This is a genomic window from Streptomyces sp. NPDC085927 (genome assembly GCF_044540975.1).
Classification (GTDB): Bacteria; Actinomycetota; Actinomycetes; order Streptomycetales; family Streptomycetaceae; genus Streptomyces; species Streptomyces hirsutus.
Genome location: NZ_JBITSN010000029.1, coordinates 1 through 20,291, shown reverse-complemented (window position 1 = coordinate 20,291; position 20,291 = coordinate 1). Strand labels below are relative to the sequence as shown.

The 20,291-nt window shown below is 73.2% G+C and carries 13 protein-coding genes, 1 tRNA gene and 1 riboswitch; of the genes, 7 read left to right on the top strand and 7 right to left on the bottom strand.

The features are described from left to right. Positions 1–393 precede the first annotated feature (393 nt). The 3 genes from ACIF80_RS36535 to ACIF80_RS36525 all read left to right on the top strand — a co-directional run bounded on the left by ACIF80_RS36535 (position 394) and on the right by ACIF80_RS36525 (position 3,237). Positions 394–1,527, top strand: a complete 1,134-nt coding sequence (locus tag ACIF80_RS36535; protein WP_399813096.1) for a dihydrofolate reductase family protein — start codon at positions 394–396, stop codon at positions 1,525–1,527. A 65-nt stretch (positions 1,528–1,592) separates the two neighbouring features. Then, positions 1,593–1,666 (top strand) — tRNA-Met (locus ACIF80_RS36530). 367 nt (positions 1,667–2,033) lie between these two features. After that, positions 2,034–2,191: riboswitch (cyclic di-AMP (ydaO/yuaA leader) on the top strand. An 11-nt stretch (positions 2,192–2,202) separates the two neighbouring features. Beyond that, positions 2,203–3,237, top strand: coding sequence for a M23 family metallopeptidase (locus ACIF80_RS36525; protein ID WP_399813094.1), 1,035 nt, complete (start codon positions 2,203–2,205; stop codon positions 3,235–3,237). Positions 3,238–3,333: 96 nt separating this feature from the next. On the opposite strand, the gene ACIF80_RS36520 is transcribed toward ACIF80_RS36525, so the two are convergent. The 4 genes from ACIF80_RS36520 to ACIF80_RS36505 form a co-directional block, all read right to left on the bottom strand. Continuing rightward, on the bottom strand, positions 3,334–4,743 hold the full coding sequence (locus tag ACIF80_RS36520) for a PrsW family intramembrane metalloprotease (protein ID WP_399813092.1): 1,410 nt from the start codon (positions 4,741–4,743) through the stop codon (positions 3,334–3,336). A 52-nt stretch (positions 4,744–4,795) separates the two neighbouring features. Then, positions 4,796–5,674, bottom strand: coding sequence for a tRNA (guanosine(46)-N7)-methyltransferase TrmB (gene trmB, locus ACIF80_RS36515; RefSeq protein ID WP_399813090.1), 879 nt, complete (start codon positions 5,672–5,674; stop codon positions 4,796–4,798). A 62-nt stretch (positions 5,675–5,736) separates the two neighbouring features. Continuing rightward, a complete protein-coding gene (lhgO, locus tag ACIF80_RS36510; protein ID WP_399813087.1) occupies positions 5,737–6,990 on the bottom strand; it encodes an L-2-hydroxyglutarate oxidase in 1,254 nt (417 codons plus the stop codon). Between the two features lie 147 nt (positions 6,991–7,137). Continuing rightward, positions 7,138–8,562 carry an MFS transporter gene (locus ACIF80_RS36505; protein ID WP_399813084.1) on the bottom strand — a complete coding sequence of 475 codons (1,425 nt, stop codon included), beginning with the start codon at positions 8,560–8,562 and terminating at the stop codon, positions 7,138–7,140. Positions 8,563–9,279: 717 nt separating this feature from the next. Between ACIF80_RS36505 and ACIF80_RS36500 the strand changes: the two genes are divergently transcribed. Continuing rightward, positions 9,280–11,397, top strand: coding sequence for an asparagine synthase-related protein (locus tag ACIF80_RS36500; protein WP_399813082.1), 2,118 nt, complete (start codon positions 9,280–9,282; stop codon positions 11,395–11,397). A gap of 6 nt (positions 11,398–11,403) precedes the next feature. Here ACIF80_RS36500 and ACIF80_RS36495 read toward each other — a convergent pair whose 3' ends face one another. Then, complete coding sequence (locus ACIF80_RS36495) at positions 11,404–13,341, bottom strand: sigma-70 family RNA polymerase sigma factor (RefSeq protein ID WP_399813080.1); 1,938 nt, start codon at positions 13,339–13,341, stop codon at positions 11,404–11,406. Positions 13,342–13,538: 197 nt separating this feature from the next. After that, positions 13,539–14,288 (bottom strand): TetR/AcrR family transcriptional regulator, encoded by a 750-nt coding sequence (locus ACIF80_RS36490; protein WP_399813077.1) that lies wholly within the window; start codon positions 14,286–14,288, stop codon positions 13,539–13,541. Between the two features lie 375 nt (positions 14,289–14,663). On the opposite strand from ACIF80_RS36490, the gene ACIF80_RS36485 reads away from it, so the two are divergent. Together ACIF80_RS36485 and ACIF80_RS36480 are read left to right on the top strand one after the other, a co-directional pair. After that, the gene (locus ACIF80_RS36485; protein ID WP_399813075.1) at positions 14,664–16,058 is read left to right on the top strand and encodes an NAD(P)/FAD-dependent oxidoreductase; all 1,395 of its coding nucleotides are present in this window, start codon (positions 14,664–14,666) and stop codon (positions 16,056–16,058) included. Positions 16,059–16,231: 173 nt separating this feature from the next. Continuing rightward, positions 16,232–17,881: a SpoIIE family protein phosphatase gene (locus ACIF80_RS36480; protein WP_399813073.1), complete on the top strand. Its 1,650-nt coding sequence runs from the start codon at positions 16,232–16,234 to the stop codon at positions 17,879–17,881. A gap of 78 nt (positions 17,882–17,959) precedes the next feature. On the opposite strand, the gene ACIF80_RS36475 is transcribed toward ACIF80_RS36480, so the two are convergent. Continuing rightward, on the bottom strand, positions 17,960–19,237 hold the full coding sequence (locus ACIF80_RS36475) for an MFS transporter (RefSeq protein WP_399813132.1): 1,278 nt from the start codon (positions 19,235–19,237) through the stop codon (positions 17,960–17,962). A 137-nt stretch (positions 19,238–19,374) separates the two neighbouring features. Here ACIF80_RS36475 and ACIF80_RS36470 point away from each other — a divergent pair, with 137 nt between their 5' ends. Further along, positions 19,375–19,923, top strand: a complete 549-nt coding sequence (locus ACIF80_RS36470) for a MarR family winged helix-turn-helix transcriptional regulator (protein ID WP_399813071.1) — start codon at positions 19,375–19,377, stop codon at positions 19,921–19,923. The last annotated feature ends 368 nt before the right edge of the window (positions 19,924–20,291 follow it).

The window sequence follows — 20,291 nt, the reverse complement described above, 5'->3', positions numbered from 1 at the left end:
CGCGGCCGGTACACCCACGGGTCCCGAGGGGTTACGGCCTGTGCATCCCGGGACCGTGGCCCGGGGGTTTCTCCACGCTCACATCCGACCCCCGGCGCCCGCCATCCGTGACGCCACCCAAACGAGGTGGCGGACGACACCCACGAGGCATGGGGGAAGGTCCCTCATCGCGGGCCGGTGCCGGATGCGGCGGAGTCACCGCGCTTTTCCGCGCCGTACGGTTCGCGCCGTACGGTTCGCGCCATGGGGCGGTGGCACACCGTACGGCTTCCCTCCGCGCGGAGACGCACCGGGTGCAAGACTCTCTTCGCCCAGGCCAGGCCAACCCAGCCAGCCCGGCCCGGCCCTGGCTTCGCCCAGTCCAGCCCGCCGTCCCCGTCAGGAGCGCCGTCGATGCCCCACCCGTACGTCCTGCTGTCCGCCGCCGTCTCGCTCGACGGGTATCTCGACGACACCGGCCCCGAGCGGCTGCTGCTGTCCGGCCCGGAGGACTTCGACCGGGTCGACGAGGTACGGGCGTCGGTCGACGCGATCCTGGTCGGCGCCGGCACGATCCGCGCCGACAACCCCCGGCTGCTGGTCAACGCGCCGGAGCGGCGTGCCGCCCGGGTCGCCGAGGGCCGCCCCGCATACCCGCTGAAGGTCACCGTCAGCGGCTCGGGCGACCTGGACCCGGCGGCACACTTCTGGCACACCGGCGGTGCGAAGGTCCTCTACACGACCGACGGGGGTGCCGGGCGCGCCCGCGCGCACGGCATCGCCGCCGACATCGTGCCGCTCGGCGCCGACCTCGACTGGCGGCGGCTGCTGACGCACCTGTACGACGCGTACGGCGTCCGGCGGCTGATGGTCGAGGGTGGCGGCCTGATCCACACCCAGCTCCTCACCCAGGGGCTCGCCGACGAACTCCAGCTGATCCTCGCCCCGATCTTCGTCGGCGACCCGGACGCCGTCCGCCTCTTCGGCCCCGGCGCCTACCAGGGCGGCCGGCTGCGGCTGTTGGAGACCCGTCCCATCGGCGACGTCGTCCTGATGCGCTACGAGCCCACCGCCCCCGGCACCGGCCCGCTCCCCGTGGCCGCCGACCACCACTGGCTGGCCCTCGCCTGCGAACTGGCGGACCGGTGCCCGCCCTCGGAGACGGCGTTCAGCGTGGGCGCGGTGGTCGTGGCGGCCGACGGCACCGAGCTGGCGCGCGGCCACTCCCGGGAGGGCGGCGACCCGGTGGTGCACGCCGAGGAGGCCGCCCTCGCCAAGATCGACCCCGCGGACCCGCGGCTCGCGACCGCCACCGTGTACTCCAGCCTGGAACCCTGTGCCCGCCGCGCCTCCCGTCCGGCGCCCTGCGCCCGGCTGATCCTGGACGCGGGGGTACGGCGGGTGGTCACCGCGTGGCGGGAGCCGGACACCTTCGTGGCGGGCGCCGACGGCAGTGGAGTACTGGCCGCGGAGGGTGCCCTGGTCGTCGTCCTGCCGGAGCACAAGGAGGCCGCCGAGGCACCGAACGGCCACCTGACCGGCCGGTGACGGAGGGGCGGCGGTCATGTGTGTGCGGAGTACCCCGCGGATGCCGTATGCTGGTTACACAACGACGCGGGGTGGAGCAGCTCGGTAGCTCGCTGGGCTCATAACCCAGAGGTCGCAGGTTCAAATCCTGTCCCCGCTACTGAAGGCCGAGGGCCGGAATCCGAAAGGGTTCCGGCCCTCGGTCGTTCCCGTTCTCGTTCTCATTCCCGTTCCAGCCCTCCGGCCCGTCCTCCGGCGGAGGTTTCGAGAACGCGGTCTCCGAGCCCTTCCCCGCCAATATCACGCCGGGTGATCGGGGCACCCCGCTGCGCATAACAAATGATGCACCGTCAGATCACGTGTGACGAGTGAGGGGAAGTCAACTCGCCCGTTTTGGGGCGGTCGTGATGCTTAAGTCCGTACGGGAATCGTTAACGATCAAGAGGAACGGCTTGGAATACGAGCCCTCCGTCTATTAACGTTCGATAACGCAGCGCGGTCGTCCCAGCCGTCACACGAGTCGGCTCCGTGCGCACACGCCGAATCCCGCAAGGGAACCGGGGAACCAACCCCTTGGGGTGAATCGCGTGCATGCCCCCGTGGAGACACGGACGGTATACGCGCGTAGGAGACCTTCCTGCTCCGAACCCGTCAGCTAACCCGGTAGGCGAGAAGGAAGGAAAGGAGTGCGCCCACGTGGCGTCGAACCGGCCTGCCCCCGAGGCCCCCTTCATGCCGAGCCAGCGCGACAGCGACACCTTCGGCTACGGCAGCATCCGCACCGACGAGGGCCCCTTCGAGGAGTGGAACCCCACTGCGGAGTCCCTTCCTCCCGTGCGCGGCCGGCATCGCGTCGGCAAGCAGCGCGGCGGAGGCCTCGCCCGTAGCTCCACCGTCCTGGGCGTCGGTGTCATAGCCGCTGTCGCCGGTGGCGGCATGGCCAGCGCCCAGACCGGCAAGCCGCCGGTCTCGATCTCGATGCCGGACCTTCCCTCTGTCGGTTCCCTCATCTCCGACGAGGAAACCCCCCAGGGCTCCGCCACCCCGCTCAGCAGCATCGGCACGGTCGCCGACGAGACCGAGCAGGGCAGCACCTCCGACGCCGGCGAGGTGCTGCGCGCCCGGATCATGGCCCAGGTCGAGCAGCAGCAGAGCCAGGCCGAGGACAAGGCCGCCGCCGAAGCCGCCGCGAAGGCGGAGAAGGAGGCCAAGGAGCAGGCCGCCGCCGCGAAGAAGGAAGCGGAGGAGAAGGCCGCCGCCGCGAAGAAGAAGGCGGAGGAGGAGGCCGAGAAGAAGGCCGAGGCCGAGCGTCTGGCCGAGCTGGCCAAGCAGTACGCGCTGCCGACCTCCTCGTACACCCTCTCTTCGACCTTCGGTCAGGCCGGCGCCTACTGGTCCTCCGGCCAGCACACCGGTCTGGACTTCGCCGCCCCCACGGGCACCCTGATCAAGGCGGTCCACACCGGCACGATCACCTCCGCCGGCTGGGACGGCTCCTACGGCTACAAGACCGTGCTGACCCTCGACGACGGCACCGAGGTCTGGTACGCCCACCAGTCCTCCATCAGCGTCAGTGTCGGCCAGCAGGTCACCACCGGCGACGTGATCGGCCGGGTCGGCTCCACCGGCAACTCCACCGGCGCCCACCTCCACCTGGAGGTGCACCCGGGCGGTTCCACCTCGGGCATCGATCCGCTGGCCTGGCTGCAGTCGAAGGGCCTCACCGTCTGAGACACCGGCCCCGGCCGGTCTTCGCGCGCTCTCTCAGCCACAGCCCCGGCAGTCCTGACGACGCCCCCCCGACGTCAGGGCTGCCGGTCCGGCGTTTCAGGGGTGGTACGGGTACGCGTACGGGTTCGGCCCGGACGCCGGGTACCCGGGGTGCGCCAAATACGCGGGGTTCGCGGCGCCGTACGCGCCGTACCTCCCGTACGCGCCGTACTCCTCGTACGCCCCGGGCCGGCCGTACGCCCCGTACACCGGCCAGGGCGGGGCGGGCGGTGCGGTGACCCGGGCCGCGTGTTCCAGGGCCGGACGGGCCGTGTCGCGGCGCCGCCACAGCTCCCGTAGCAGCTCGCGCTCCCGCGCGGCGAAGTCCGTACCCGCACGGCCGCGGCGCCCCCGGTGCCGCAGGAACGCCAGCGACGTCGCGTACGCCCCGTACTGCGCCACCGCGCGGGCCGCGGCCCGGCCGCCGTGCCCGCGCGCGTACCGCAGGGCGACGCGCCGGGCCCGCATCGAGCCGAGCGCGTAGGGCTGGGCCGGGGTCAGCCAGCCGGCCCTGACGTACGCGGGCAGTTCCTCCCGCACGGTCCGCAGCTCGCGCTGCCGGGTCCACACCACCAGCCAGGTCAGCAGACCGAACGACGGCACCATGAACGCCGCGTACACGGCGAAGAAGCCGTACTCGCCGAGGGTCGAGGAGACGTTCCACAGCGCGTGCACGCCCATCGCGAGCAGCAGGCCGCCGAGCGGGAGCAGGAAGCGCACCGGGCGCCGCCGCCCGGTGGCGAGCGCGGCCGTCCCGAAGCCGATGCCGGTGAGGACCGTGAAGAGCGGGTGCGCGAACGGCGACATGACGACACGGACGAAGAACGTCGCCGCGGTGACGGAGGAGACGCCGCTGCCGCCGGTGAGCTGGTCGGTGCCGAAGGCGGTGCCGAGGTAGAGGATGTTCTCGGTGAAGGCGAAACCGGTGGCGGTGACCCCGGCTATCACCACGCCGTCGAGGATCGTGGTGAAGTCGCGTCTGCGGAACAGGAAGACCAGCAGGACGGCGGTGGCCTTCACGGACTCCTCCACGACCGGGGCTATCACGATCGCGCCGAGCGTGTCCGCGCGGGACGGGTCGGCCGTCTCCGTCGCTATCCACCGCGTGGCGAAGCTGTTGGCGACGATCGCCATGAGCGCGGCGGCGCCGGCACCCCACGCGAACGAGAAGACGAGGTTGCGCCACGGGCCGGGCGCGACCCGGTCCAGCCAGCGGAACGCGGCCACGAGCAGCGGCACCGGCAGGACGGCGAGGCCGAGGCCGACCAGGAAGCCCTCCGTACCGGTCTGCTCGCGGACCAGGCCCAGGATGACCAGACCCGAGAGCGCGAGGAGGGCGGTCAGCGCCCCGTACCGCACCCAGGGCCGCTGCCACCAGTGCGCGTGCCGCAGGGCGGGCCCGTCGGCCGGCCCGGTGGAGCCGGGGGCCGCGCCGGGCTGTGTCGGGTACGGACGGCTGATGGCCACAGCATTGACCCTAACGAGGGAGCGGTGCGGCCCGCAGGAACACCAGGTGGGCTCAGGCGTCGGCGGTGTTCCGGTCCTCGGGCCGGACGGCGGCCCGGGGGCCGGGCCGGTCGTCGTGGTGTACGCGGCGGAAAAGCAGGTCGTTCACCACATGCCCCTTGTCCAGCCCCTGCCCCTCGAAACGGGTCAGCGGCCGGAACTCCGGGCGCGGTGCGAAACCGCCGTCCGCCACGGTGTTCTCGAAGCAGGGGTGCGCGGTCAGCACCTCGAGCATCTGCTCGGCGTACGGCTCCCAGTCGGTGGCGCAGTGCACGGTCGCGCCCGGGGCGAGACGGGTCGCGGCGAGGTCGAGGAAGGCCGGCTGGATCAGCCGGCGCTTGTGGTGCCGCTTCTTCGGCCAGGGGTCGGGGAAGTAGACGCGCAGCCCGCCCAGCGCGTCGGGGACGAGCATCTCGCGCAGCAGGATGATCGCGTCGCCGTTGCCGACGCGCACGTTGTCCAGGCCGTGCTGGTCGGCGAGGCCGAGCAGATGGCCCTGGCCGGGGGTGTGGACGTCCACGGCGAGGATGTTGGTGCCGGGGTCGGCGGCGGCCATGCGCGCGGTGGCCTCGCCCATGCCGAAGCCGATCTCGAGGACGACCGGGCGGTCGTTGCCGAAGAACTCGGCGAGGTCGAGGCGCTGCCGGCCGTCGACGTCGAAGCCCCACCGGGGCCACAGCCGCTGCAACGCGTCCGCCTGCCCGGCGGTGACCCGGCTCCGGCGTGGCTGGAAACTCCGGATCCGCCGCTCGAAGTGCGACCCGGCGGGATCGGCCTTCGGGCCGTCCGGGAAGCGGGGCTCCCCCTTCTCCCGGGTACGGCGGACCGACACGCCGGGCGTGTGCTCGGGGTGCCGGGTGTGTGCTTCGGGGGTGTTCACGGAGTCAGACACAGTGCTTCGATTTTACGGGGGCGCCGCGAGGGATTCGTCCGCCGGCCGCGGGAGCGGCCGCCTCAGCGGGGTGCGCCGTCCGCGGCGGCCAGGGCGGCCAGGGTCCGGCGGGCCACCTCCCGGCCGATGGGCAGGGACGCCGTCGCCGCGGGCGAGGGGGCGTTCAGGACGTGGACCGCGCGGGGCGTCTCCCGGATCAGGAAGTCGTCGGCGAGCGTGCCGTCGCGCAGCACCGCCTGGGCCCGTACGCCCGCCGGGGCCGGGACCAGGTCGGCCTCCCGGACCGCGGGCACGAGCCGGCGCACCGCCTCGGTGAAGGCCCGCCGGGACAGGGAACGGTGCAGCTCGCCGGTGCCGTGCCGCCAGTGGCGGCGGGCCAGGTGCCGGGAGCCCGGCCAGGCCAGCGTGGCGGCCAGCTCGCGCGGGCGGACCGTACGCCAGTCGTAGCCCTCGCGCGCCAGTGCCGGTACGGCGTTGGGCCCCACGTGGACGCCTGCGTCGATGCCGCGCGTGAGGTGGACGCCGAGGAACGGGAACGCCGGGTCGGGCACCGGATAGACCAGGCCGCGGATCAGCTCCGGGCGGGCCAGCTCGTAGTACTCGCCGCGGAACGGCACGATGCGCATGCCGGGATCGTCGCCTGTGAGGCGGGCGATCTCGTCGCAGTACAGACCCGCGCAGTTCACCAGCACCCGGCCGCGCACGACGTCCCCGGCGGCGGTCAGGGCGGCCACGCCCAGGTCCGGGCGGCGGTCGAGCCGGGTGACCCGCGCGCCGTAGCGGATCTCCGCGCCGGACGCGGCCGCCAGCCGGCGGGCCACCGCCGCGTAGTCGCAGATGCCGGTGGCGCCGACGTGGATGGCGGCCAGGCCCTCGACCTCCGGCTCGTACTCGGCGATCTGCGCGGCGCCCAGCTCGCGGACCGTCAGACCGTTCTCCCGGCCGCGCTGGACCAGGGCGTGCAGGCGGGGCAGCTCGTCCCGGCGGGTGGCGACGATCAGCTTGCCCGTCACCGCGTGCGGGATGTCGTACTCCGCGCAGAACTTGACCATCTCGGCCGCGCCCCGCACCGCGTACCGCGCCTTCAGGGAGCCGGGGCGGTAGTAGATGCCGCTGTGGACGACGCCGCTGTTGCGGCCCGTCTGGTGCCGGGCGGGGCCGGGTTCCTTCTCCAGCACCGTGACCCGCGTGCCCGGCGCCGCGCGGGTGATCGCGTACGCCGTCGACAGGCCGACGATGCCGCCGCCGATCACCAGCACCTCGCAGTCGTACGACCGCCGCGCCACCCGCACCACCTCCAGGTCCCGATAGTGCACTGCGCCACTGACAACGCCCGTAAACCCCGTACACCCCGAAGGAGGCGGAAGAGGCGAGGGCCCGCCGGTACCGGCCGGTATCCGCCGGGGCGGCCGGCCGGGTCGGTGGTGCGGGGGACGGCCCGGATCAGCCGGGGGGCCCGGCCATCAGGCGGGAGTCATCAGCAGGGGCCGGGCGCGCTCGCGCAGCTCGACCACGCGGGGCTCGTCGCCGTAGGGCTCCAGGCGGTGCAGGAGGTCCCTGACGTACTCCGTGGTGCGCGCGGACGAGATGCGGCCGGCCACCTCCACCGCGCGCACCCCCTGCTCGCAGGCGGCGTCCAGGTTGCCCGACTCCAGTTCGGCGACCGCCGAGACGACGAGCCGCAGCCCGTGCGAGCGGACGAACTCCTCCGTCGGCCGCGACAGCGCCTGCTCGGTGAAGCGGCGGACCTGACGGGGCGCCTTCAGATCGCGGTAGCACTCGGCGGCGTCGGCGGCGAAGCGGTCGTAGGAGTAGAAGCCCAGCCAGACCGGGTCGCTGTCACCGGGGCGGGAACGTTCCAGCCAGCCCTCGGCCGCCTTCAGGGCCGCGCCGGCCGCCGGGGCGTCCCCCGCGCGTGCGTGCGCGCGGGCCTCCACGAGCCGGAAGAAGCTCATCGTGCGGGCCGTGGCCAGGCCGCGGTTGCGCTCCAGCGCGGCCTGGGCGAGGTCGACGCCCTCGTCACCGAAGCCGCGGTAGGTGGCCTGGAGGGACATGGAGGCCAGTACGTATCCCCCCAGGGGGACGTCGGCCGCCGCGCGGGCCAGGCGCAGGGCCTGGATGTAGTAGCGCTGGGCGGCTTCCTGCTGGCCGGTGTCGAAGGCCATCCAGCCGGCGAGCCGGGTGAGTTCGGCCGACGCGCCGAACAGGGAACGGCCCACGTCGTCGGCGTAGGAGCCCAGCAGCAGGGGCGCCGCCTCGACCCGCAGGCACTCGGGGACCATCGACGAACGCCAGTCGCCGCCCCCGTACTTGGAGTCCCAGCGGCGCGCGTCCTCGGCGGCCTCGCGCAGCTTGCGCACATCACTGTGGCCGACTCTGGCCGGTGCGGCGGAGCCCTCCCCGGGGCTCGCCTCGCGTGCGACCGAGCTGTCGGCCGGGGTTATCAGCCAGCGTGAGGCAGGCGTTGCATATGCGCTCACTGCGAACGATCCGGCGAGCGACTGCCAGATACCGCCGGCCCCCGCGCGGCGGCCGGCCAGGTCCAGCCGGTACAGCTCGGTGGCGGACTTCACCGCCTGTCCGACGTCCCGGGGGAAGGCCAGACCCACTTCGGGCGCGGGATCCGCGTCCGCCAGGCCGATCTCGTGGAGCGGCACCGGGCGGCCGAGCTTCTGGCCGATGGCGGCGGCGATCAGGTGGGGCGCCGCACCCTGCGGCACCATGCCCTTCGACACCCAGCGCGCCACCGACGTCTTGTCGTAGCGCAAGGTCAACCCGCGTTGGGCGCCAAGGTCGTTGACGCGCCGCGCGAGGCCCGCGTTGGAGATACCCGCGAGGGCGAGGACGGTGCCGAGCTTTTCGTTCGGCCCGCGTAGCTCCCTGGACATGCGCCACCCCTCGCCACAGACGGCTGCCGCTCTGGCATAACCGCGCGGCATTCGTAAACCCAGCGTAGTTCGCCGCATCCCAAGCGTTAAGGGGCATTCTTCCGGATGGCGGGATTGTGGTCCGTACTGAAGTACGGGTCCGATACGCGCAGTTGCGGCATGCTCCCGGCGTGTGGCCGTGCGCCTGTCCGTGCGCTCTACTCCGGCCATGGCGGGGACGGTTCCATGGTCCCTGCGTGGGTCGGCCCGCTGTACTGGATCCAGTGGGCTGGGGGACACCGCCGCCTTCATCCCCGCGGGCGGCGGAACGGTCCGGGAGACGTACTCCGTCTCCCGGACCGCACGACTTCCCGGCAGTGCGCAGAGCCTGTACGGAGCGTGTTCGAGGTTGTCCCCACCTCTCCGAATTGGCCGAAAATCGACCCCGCTCTTTTAGGGCTGTCACCCCATCTACCCTGGCAATTGGGGGCGCGTTAGTGGCTCTTGGGGCGCGCTGGGGGGCGCATTCGCGTCGCAGCGGTGCAGGTGGGCGCGTGGTCGTGAGCGGATGATCTCCTTGTCTCGGGCGGGTGTTCGGGTCGGGGTAGGAGTATCCGCCGGGGCGCATCCGACGGAGCACATGCGGCACCGGCACCCCTCCTGAGCGCCTCCTTCATGGCAGCATGGGTGAACCGGTGCGTACGGTGCGCCGGTTGTCCACAGCCTGTGGAGGCGTCGATGCGGTGGTTGGTGGGATGGAGCAGCGCCGCCGCGGGCGCCCTGGCGTACGGCTCCGCCGGGGCCACCGGCTCCGACGGCGAGACACTGCAACCGGTGGGTTCCCATCCGTTGTGGGGCGACCCCGATCCGCTGTGGGCGGTCGGCGACTGGCGCCCCGACGAGGTGCGGGTGGTGACCGGCGACGCCGAGACGCGGATCGCCGTCCTCGGCACCTGCGGCGCCTCCGACGAACAGCTGCGCGTCGCCCTGTTCGCCGCGCGCGGCGGCGCGCTGCGCCACCTGACGGCCTGGCCGGGCAGCTACACCGCCGTCGTCCAGGTGGGCCGCCGGGTCACCGTCTGCGGCGACCTCGCGGGCGCCCGGCCGGTGTTCCACACCCCCTGGGAGGGCGGAACCGCCTACGCCACCGCCGCGCTGCCGCTCGCCGACCTCGTCGAGGCCAACCTCGACTTCGGTCACCTCGCCGCGCTCCTGGCCGCCCCCGATGTGCCGGCCGCGCTCCACGACTCCACTCCGTACGACGGCGTGAAGCGCGTTCCGCCGGGGCATGCGCTGATCCTGCGCGCCGGGGCGCGCGAGATCGCCGGGTACGAACCCGTCGCCTCGCTCGCCGTCGCCGCACCGCCCGCCGACCCCGACCGCGCGGTGGACGCCGTCCGGGACGCGCTGGTCGAGGCCGTACGCACCCGGCTCGCCGCGCCCCGGCACGTCCCCGGCGCCGACATCGACCCCGGCCCGGTGCCGGGCATGGGCCCCGCCGAACGGCGCGCGGCGCGCGGGATGCCGGTGCCCGGGATCGGGGCCGACCTCTCCGGCGGGCCCGCCTCCGGGACCCTGGCGCTGCTCGCCGCCGGGCTGCCGGGCATGCCGGGCACCGTGCTGGGGCACGGCACCGGCGCGGGCGAGCGGCTGCTCGCCGTCACGTTCAACGATCTCGCGGGGGGCCAGGCCGGTGCGGGGAGCGCTCCGGGCGGCCGGGCGGACGAAATCGCGCGCGCCGGGGCGCTGGCCGCCAACCCCCGGCTGCACCACGTGGTCGTCCCCGGCGGCGAGGACACCCTGCCGTACGCCGACCTCGACGGGCCGCTCACGGACGAGCCGGCCCCCTCCCTGGTCACCGCCGCCCGGCACCGGGCACGGCTGGCCGCGGGCAGCGCCGACCACTTCACGGGGTACGGGGCCCGGCAGGTGCTCGACGCGCATCCCGCGCGCCTCGCCGACCTCCTCATGGACCGCAAACGACGCCATCTCGTACGGCCCGTCGCCGCGCTGGCGAAAGCCGACGGGTCCGTGATGGTGCCCGCGCGCGTGTACGCGGCGGCCCGGCGCCTGGCCCGTACGCCGTACCGCACGGGACTCGAGACCCTCGCGGAGCAGCTGCTGCGCCACCAGTTGGACGACGGGACCCCCTGGGGTGCGGCGGACGCCTCGCTGGCCGCGCTGACCTGGGGAAGACCCGGTCCGGCGGCGCGCTGGCTGACCGGAGAGGCGCTCGCTGAAGTATCGGTTCGCCTTCAGACGTCCACCCGCCGGTCCGACGTGGGGCCGGGGCAGCGGCCCGGTGACTTCCGCGCGCGTGCGGCACTGGCCCGGCACGCGGCCGACGTACGGGTGCTGGAGCAGGCCGCCGAGATCCGCTTCCAGCGGCTGCACACACCGTTCCTCGACAACCAGGTCGTCCGCGCGTGCCGCGGGCTGCCCGAGGCGCTGCGGGTGAAGCCGGGGGCGCGGGCCTCCATCCTGCGGACCGTGCTGGAAGGGTCCGGCGTGCGGGACCTGCCCGCCGGGTGGGGCGCGCCGACCCAGTCGAACACCGCTGCCGAGGCGCGGATCGGACTGCGGGTCGCCGCAGGCACGCTGATGACGTTGTTCGACACGCCGCTGCTCGCGGAGGCGGGGCTGGTCGAGGCCCGCGTGGTGCGCAAGGCGCTGCGGGCCGCGGCGGAGGGGGAGCCGCTGCCGCTGGACGGGCTCGCGGACCTGGTCGCGCTGGAGCTGTGGCTGCGGCGGCTGCTGGCGCGGCGGGGGACGTGCTGGACGGGGACGCCCGGGCGGCAGCGGGCGGTGCCCGGGGGGATCGCCCCGCAGCGGGGGGCGCTGGCCCGGGGGGTCTGAGAGGGCCTACGCGCAGGTGAAGCGGGACTCGGCCCAGTCGGCCAGGGCCGGGCGGCCGAAGGGGCTGTGAGGTTCCACCACCAGGCGTACGGTCCTGCGGCCCGTCAGGTCCACGTGGACCGGGACGGCTCGGTCGCCGCCCTTGACCGGCCCGGAGTTCCACAGGAGGACGCCGTCCGCGTGGACGGAGAAGGCGACCTTGCCCAGCTTCATCGTCAGGTCGTCCACGCCGGCCATCGCGTCGTAGGCGGTGCACGGGCGGTTCAGGTCGACGGTGACGGAGGAACGGCCGTGGACCGTCACGCCCGGGGTGTGGCTCCGGCGGGCGACGGACAGGGCCGAGCGCTGCCAGACCCAGCTGCTCTCGCGGATGCGCATCTCGGGAGCGTCGCCGTCGCCGCCGATGTCGTAGGCGAGTTCGCTCCACTGGTGGACCGTCGGGGCGGGCGGAGGCGGAGGCGGTGGAGCCGGGGCGGGAGCCGGGGCCTGTGTGGGGGTCGGCGTGGGGGTGGGCTTCGGGGCCGGCGCGGGTTCGGGGGGCAGGGCCGGCTCGGGGGCGGGTGTCGGTGTCGGGGTGGGCTTCGGGGGCGGGGGCGGGGCCGGGGTCGGTACGGACGCCGGTGGTGCGAGGGCCGGAGCGGGAGGCCGGGGCGCCGGTTCCGGGGTTTCCTCCGAGGGCGGCGGGGGCTCCTCGCGGACCACGGGGGACGAGGCGGACGGGGCGGCCTTCGGCTCCTCGGAGGGCTTCTCGTTGCCCGAGAGGGCGAAGGCGATGGCCGCCGCCGTCGCCACCGCGACCACACCGGCCGCCAGGCCCGCCTTGACCGGTGCGGCCAGCCCTTCCGAGGCCGCCGCGCCGGCCGCCCCGCCCGAGCCACCGGTGCCGGTGGCCGTCGCGCCGGCCGCGCCCGCCGCTCCCGCGGCGGCCGTGCCTCCGGCGAGGAGACCGGCCACCTTGGCGTACCCGGCGGTGCCGAACCAGCCGATGACGGCCACGGGCACCAGGGCGGGGATGCCGCCGGCGACTTCCTGGACCTGGGTGGCCGCCAGCCGGCACCGCGCGCATGCGTCCAGGTGCTTGCGCAGGCCCCGTTCGGCGCGGGTGCGCAGCCGGCCGCGCGCGTACGTGCCGAGCCGGTCGGCGTAGCGGGCGCACTCCTCGTCGTCGGTGAGGGTCGCGCTGACGTGCGCCTGGAGGTACGCCTGCTTCAGGCCCTCACGGGCGCGGCTGGCCAGGACGCGGGTGCCGTTGGCGTCCAGGCCGAAGAGCGTGGCGACCGTGCTCGGCGACTCGTCCTCGACCTCGGTGTGCCACAGCACCGCCTGCCAGCGCTCCGGCAGCGACCTGAACGCCTGCATGGCCAGGGACTGTTCGGCCTCGTGCATCGCCCGTACGTCCGCGCCCAGGTCCAGGGTGCCGGTGTCGGACACGTGCGGAAGACGCGCGGCCTGGGTGGCGAAGACCGCGAAGTCGTCGACCAGTTGCTCGCGCTTCGCCGACTGCGTCCAGGACGCCGCCACCCGTCGTACGGTCGTGAGCAGGTACGCGCGTACGGCGTGCTCGGGGCCCGAACCGCCGCGCACCGCCTGGAGCACGCGGGCGAAGACCTCGGCGGTCAGGTCGTCCGCGGTGTGGGCGTCCCGGCAGCACGTACGGGCGTACCGGCGCACCGCTTCCGCGTGACGCCGGTACAGCTCCCCGTACGCCGAGTCGTCGCCCGCGCGCATGCGCGCGATGAGTTCGGCGTCGGACGGCGGCAGTTCGCGCAGGGGAGGCAGGATGCTCTCCTCGCGCCGGTCGCGCTGGGCGGGGACGAGGCCGTCCGGGTCGTCCATGTCGTCGGGGGGCACGCTCGTGCGCCATCCCTGACTCGGCACCTGCGGTGGGTTCTCGGCCCCGGAGTCGCCGTCACCGTACGACTCGTCCCGCCCGTCAACGCTCATCGCGGAAGCCCCCGCCACCTGCCCAACCCGTCCCGATCACGGGTCAGGGTGCCACAGCGGCTTTTGGTCAGGACAGCTCAGGACGGCCCATCCACCCGTCCGAGGGTTTCTGTCGCACATGCGTGCGGACAGTCACCCGTGGTGGGAAGGGATGGGCCCGTCCGGTGCGGACGGACCCGCCGGCCGCGCACCCGCCCTCACGCGGGGCGTGAGCGCAGGCCCTCCAGCAGGATGTCCAGCAGCCGGGCGGAGGCCGCCGCCTGCTGGGCCGGGTCAGGCAGCGAGGGCGCGGCCGTGGCGATCACCAGGAGCACGTCCGACACCGACACGTCCGGCCGCAGCGTCCCCGCCTCGCGGGCCCGCTCCACGAGCCGGCCGACGACGTCGAGAAGCTGCGCCGCACCGGCGTCGTCCTCCCTGGCGGCGGACCCCTTCTCGGGCACCAGCCGCAGCTCGGCGCCGGCCGGCTGCGTCCGCTGCTGCGGCACGCGCGCGTGGTCGTGCTCGTCCGCCACGCCCACCCGCAGCACCTGCGGCGGCAGCAGCCGCCCGGCGCCCGAGGCGACCGACGTGCGCAAGAAGCGGGAGAGCGCCGACCACGGCTCGTCCTCCTGACCGAGCGCCGTACGCGCCTGGTCGGTCAGCCGGGAGGTCTCCTCCTCGGCTATCCGCCGGACCAGGACGTCCTTGCTCGGGAAGCGCCGGTACACCGTGCCCACACCGACGCGGGCCCGGCGTGCCACGTCCTCCATCGGCGCGCCGTAGCCCAGCTCGCCGAAGACCTCGCGTGCCGCGCGCAGCACGTGCTCCAGATTGCGCTGCGCGTCCACGCGCAGCGGTGTCGTGCGCGGCCCTCCCGCACGCCCGTGGCCCGACGACGGCGCGCTCAGCGCGGTGCCGGGCGCCACGGCGGACGCGGAAGACCAATGAGAATCCTGAACATGCATACGTTTTCCCCCGGTGATGACGTCTCCCCCCGGAGACTCCCCGCCACAGATGGCCGGGGCTCGAGAAACATGCCCGGTGGCCGGATCCGCCCGTCGCGGACCCGAATGAGCGCATCCCCCTACACCCCGTCGACGTACGAACATAGTTGAGAGGAAGTCAATTCAGAAGGGGCAGGTTCCGCACGGAGCGCCCCCCGATCGGAGTACGGGGCCCATTGATCCCGTATGTACCCCGGGGAAAGTGCCGGGAAAGCACTGCTGACCTGCGCACACGCCGTTCGCTCCGGGGATCCGGGCCGCTGGGCGCGTCCATCGCCTCCAGTCACACAATTCGTCGGGGCTGTGGACAAACGCAAGCGGCGGGTGCGTCATGGGATGGTGAAGGAACGTGCGCGCATTCTCGTTGTCGGTGGCGGCTATGTCGGGATGTACACGGCCCTGCGCCTGCAGCGGAAGCTGAAACGGGAACTGGCCCGGGGCGCGGCCGAGATCACCGTGGTCACTCCCGACCCCTACATGACCTACCAGCCGTTCCTCCCCGAAGCGGCCGCCGGGGCCATTTCTCCTCGTCATGTGGTCGTACCGCTGCGTCGCGTCCTGGACCGGTGCCACATCCTCATCGGCGAGGCCTCCGCCATCGACCACGCCGCCCGCGTCGCCACCGTCACCACCCTCGCCGACGCCGAGAAGGGCGACAGCGGCAAGAACGGCGGCGGCCGGGCGGTGGTGTACGACGAACTCGTCCTCGCGCCCGGCTCCGTCTCGCGCACCCTGCCGATCCCCGGTCTCGCCGATCACGCCATCGGCTTCAAGACCGTCGAGGAGGCCATCGGGCTGCGCAACCACGTCCTCGAACAGATGGACATCGCCTCCTCCACCCGCGACCCCGCGATCCGCGACGCCGCCCTCACCTTCGTCTTCGTCGGCGGCGGCTACGCGGGCGTCGAGGCGCTCGGCGAGCTGGAGGACATGGCCCGCTACGCCACGCGGTACTACCACAACCTCCGCCCCGAGGACATGAAGTGGATCCTCGTCGAGGCCTCGGACCGCATCCTGCCCGAGGTCGGCGAGGAGATGGGCCGCTACACGGTCAGCGAACTGCGCCGCCGCAACATCGACGTACGCCTGGAGACCCGCCTGGAGTCCTGCGCCGACCGCGTGGCCGTACTCAGTGACGGCGCCCGCTTCCCCACCCGCACCGTCGTGTGGACCGCCGGCGTCAAACCGCATCCCGTCCTCGCCGCCACCGACCTGGCGCGCGACGAACGCGGACGGCTGCGGTGCACCGCCGAACTCGCCGTCGAGGGCGCCCCGCACGCGTGGGCCGCGGGCGACGCCGCCGCCGTCCCCGACGCCACCGCCGAGGACCCCGGCCGGGAATGCGCTCCCAACGCCCAGCACGCGCTCCGCCAGGCGAAGGTCCTCGCCGACAACATCGCGCACTCCCTGCGCGGCGAACCCCTGGAGACGTACGCCCACTCGTACGCCGGGTCGGTCGCCTCCCTGGGACTGCACAAGGGCGTCGCCCACGTCTACGGGCGCAAGATCAAGGGTTACCCCGCCTGGCTCATGCACCGCACCTACCACCTGAGCCGCGTCCCCACCTTCAACCGCAAGGCGCGCGTGGCCGCCGAATGGACCCTCGCCGGGCTCTTCAAACGGGAGATCGTCTCCCTGGGTTCACTCGAACACCCGCGGGCCGAGTTCGAACTCGCGGCCGGTGGAAAGCCTCCTCAGGACCCCCCGGACAACCCGAAGGGGTCGTCCTGACCGCACCCAGGAACTCCACGGACCGGTCCGGCGTCTGACGGATGTCGGCCCGGTCGGCAGCCTGCCAGACTGGTCCACCACCGAGGGCGGGCGGCTGTCCGTTCCCGGTGCGGCCCCGGGGCCCCGGCCGGTCCCGTTTCCCGGCCGCCGACAACTACACGAGGCAAGGATTCGTGAACTTCACCCGCTGGAGCGCCCGGCTCCCCGGAACGCAACGCCGCGCCGCAGCGCGCAGCGAACACGCGGTCTCCCCGGACCGGCGGGGAGAGGGCTCCGTGCCCACGGCCCGCGCCGAACAAGCCGTCGAGCATCCACGGCCCGTACCCGCCGTCGACGACCTCAGGGTGCGCGAGGTCCTCGACCACGTCCCCTCCCTCGTCGCCCTGGTGCACGGCCCCGACCACCGCATCGCCTACGTCAACGGCGCCTACACGGCCGCCTTCGGCGCCCGCCCGGTCGGCGCCCCCGCGCGGGGAGCGCTCCCGGAACTCGAGGAACTCGGCCTGCTGACCCTCCTCGACCAGGTCCTGCGCAGCGGAAAGCCCCGCACGGTCAAGTCCCGCAAGGCCCCCGACGGCCGTTCCTACACCTTCACCTGCACCCCGGTCACCCAGGGCGACGGCAGCGGTGTGCTGGTCTTCGCCACCGACGTCACCGACCACGCCGAGGCCGCCGAACGCCTGCGCGCGAGCGAGCGCCGCCAGCGCGAGACCGCCGTCACCCTCCAGCGCTCCCTGCTCCCGCAAGAACTCGAGGAGCCCGACGACCTGCGCGTCGCCGCCACCTACCACCCCGGCGGCACCGAAGCCGCCGTCGGCGGCGACTGGTACGACGTGATCACCCTCGGCGGCGGGCGCACCGCCCTGGTCATCGGCGACGTCATGGGCCGGGGCGTCCGCGCGGCGGCCGTCATGGGCCAGCTCCGCACGGCGGTACGCGCCTACGCCCGCCTCGACCTCCCCCCGCACGAGGTCCTCCAACTGCTCGACGGCCTCGCCATGGAGATCGACGCCAACCAGATCGCCACCTGCGCGTACGCCATCCACGACCCCAACGAGGGCACCCTCGTCCACGCCTCCGCCGGCCATCTGCCCATCCTGGTCCGCGACGAGCACGGCACCGTCCAGCGCGCCGACGAACCGACCGGCCCCCCGCTCGGCACCGGCGGCTGGATGCACTCCTCCGGCTCGATCCCGCTGGGGCCCGGCTCCACCGCCGTCCTCTACACGGACGGCCTGGTCGAGCGCCGCAACGAGGACCTCGACGAGGGCATCGCCGCCCTGGAGCGCGCTCTGGCCGGCGCGACCGGCACCCCCCAGGTGATCTGCGACCGCCTGGTCCGCTCGGCGGGCGTGACCCCGGAGCACGACGACGACGTCGCCGTCCTGGTGCTCCAGCATCCCGCCCGTACGGGCCCGGAGAGCGAGCTGTTCCACAACGCCGCCCTGGAGCTGCTGGGCGGTGTCGAAGCGGCCCCCCGCGCGCGTGCCTTCGCCTCCGGCGTGCTCACCAGCTGGCGCTTCCCCTCCGACCTGCACGACCTGGGCGTCCTGGCCGCCAGTGAACTGGTCGCCAACTCCCTCCAGCACGGCACCCCGCCCATGCGCCTGCGCCTGCGCCGCACCGACCGCCGGCTGATCGTCGAGGTCACCGACGGCGACGACCACCTGCCGAGGCGCCGCCGCGCGGAACCCGCCGACGAGTCCGGCCGGGGCATCGCCATCGTCGCGACGATCGCCTCCAACTGGGGAAGCCGGCGCACCCCGGGCGGCGGCAAGGCCGTCTGGTGCGAGTTCGCCCTGCCGAAACCGGCTGCTCCCTAGAGCAGCCTCCGGGGAGCGGCGTGCCGTGGGAGCGTCGGCCTCGGACGTATGCGCCGGCCTCCGGCATGCGTACCGGTCTCAGGCATGTGCCGGGGACTGGCCCGCCGGGGCGGTACCGCCCCGGGTGACCACCCGGCTCCGTGCCACGGACGGATGGTCCTGCACCTCCGTGAGCTGTCGGCCCAGCCGCAGCGCCAGCACCGTGATCGCCAGCGAGAACAGCACGAAGACCACGATGTACGGCCCGTGCAGCGAGGCCCCCATCGGCCCGCCCACCGCCGGACCGATGGCCAGCGCGAGCTGCTTCACCAGGGCGAACGCCGAGTTGTACTGACCCGCCAGCCCTTCCGGCGCAAGATCCGCGACCAGCGGCGCGAGCGTCGGCGACAGCATCGACTCACCGAGCCCGAACAGGGCGTACGTAGAGATGAAGGCGGCGGTCGCCATCGCCTGGCTGCCGTTCCCGAGACCCGCGTACCCGGCCACGGCCCACGCCACGGCCCAGAGCAGCCCCACCGACGCGATCACGCGCGTGCGCCTGCGGCGCTCCACGAACCGCAGCACCACGAACTGCGCGACAACGATGGCCAGGGTGTTCGCCGCCAGCGCCGTCCCCAGCGTCGACGTCGAGATACCGGCCGCCTCGACCCCGTACGCGCTCAGTCCCGACTCGAACTGGCCGTAGCAGGCGAAGAACAGCACGAAGCCCAGCACGCACAGCTGCACCATGGCGCGGTTGCCCATCAGGCGCTTCCAGCTGCCCTTGCCCGACGGAGCCGGGGCGCCCTCGATACGCGGCGAGCGCGGCATCCGCACCGTCGCCATCACCACGACCAGCAGCAGGAACATCGCCGCCTCGATCGAGAACAGGACGGTGAAGGAGGAGGCCCTGGTCGTGTCGACGAGGTGTCCGCCGATGAGACCGCCGACCCCGAGCCCGAGGTTCTGCAGGAAGAACTGCATGGCGAACGCACGCGACCGGGTCTCCACCGTGGAGCAGTCCACGATCATCGTCGCCAGCGCCGGCTGCATCACGGCCTGCCCGGACCCGAGCAGCGCCGCCGACACCAGCACGCTCGACGCACCGTTCGACAGGCCCAGGCTCAGCGCCCCGACGGCGGCCGTGACCAGGGCGACGAGCAGCACCGGCAGCGGACCCCGCCGGACGATGGCCCGTCCGGCGAACGGCAGCACGATCAGCGCGGCCACCGCGAACACGGCGAGCACCAGCCCCGCCGTCATGGCCCCGAGCCCTCGTACCTGCGCCACATAGACGTACAGGTAGGGGACGGTGAAACCGAGGCCGAACGCACTGAGTGCGTTGCCCACGTGGATCCGGCGCATCGCAGCGCCCATCGCCCTGGTCACGTTCACCTCTCTCACAAGTTAGGAGTGAAGACTTAGAAGCTAAAGTTCGAAGGTGAAGAGTACACGTCGAATGACTTCAACGCGAAGGGCTTCAAGGTGAAGGGTCGGCGTGCCATACTGCGGCCATGGGCGACACCTCCGGCCTCAACGAGCCGACACTCGAAGAGCAGATCGCCGCGTACCAGCGCGAGTTCCAGGACCTCGACCCCCAGGTCGAGAAGATCGTCTCCGCGCTGTCCCGGCTGAACCGCCGGATGAACGTCGCCTACGGCCGCCAGACCGCGGAGCTCGGCATCACCAACGCGGACTGGGAGGTACTCAAGGCCCTCGTCCTGTCCGGCGCCCCGTACCGCATGGGCCCCAGCGACCTGGCCAAGCGCCTCGGCCTCACGCCGGCCGCCATGACCCACCGGATCGACCGCATGGTCGCCGAAGGCCTCGTCAACCGGGAACGTGACGAGACGAACCGGGTCCGGGTCATCGTCGAGGCGACCCCCGTCGGCCGCGAGAAGTGGCTCGAGGCGATGCGCATGGCGACGGTCTTCGAGCAGGACCTGCTCCAGGACCTGTCCCCGGACGAGCGGATCGCCCTGGGTGAGGTGCTCACCCGCCTCCTGCGCAGGGTGGAGGACGCCCAGCCCGACGCCGGCGGCCGCCTCAGCGACCTGGACTGACGGCCTCGCCCCGCGAACGGTCGAAAAGATCTTGACAGGGGGCGCTTGACTTCCCCCTCCCCGAACCGTAGAGTCCTTCGAGTTGCCATCGGGACGTAACGGTTCTCCGGCAACACTTCCGCCGCGAGAGCGGCACTCAAAACCACCAGCACGATCTCCCCAGCGGACTGCTTTCGACATGCTCGAATTCAATTCGCAGGGACGCCGGCGTCTGAATCGGAACCGAACGGCTCCGATTTGAGAAGCGGCGAGAGAGTCCGCTAAGGTTTGAGACGTCGGAACGGCCCAACGGCCGGAAAGACAAACCCCGCTGACCGGGGGTCAGATCGAAGAAAAAGATCTGATAGAGTCGGAGCCGCCGGAAAGGG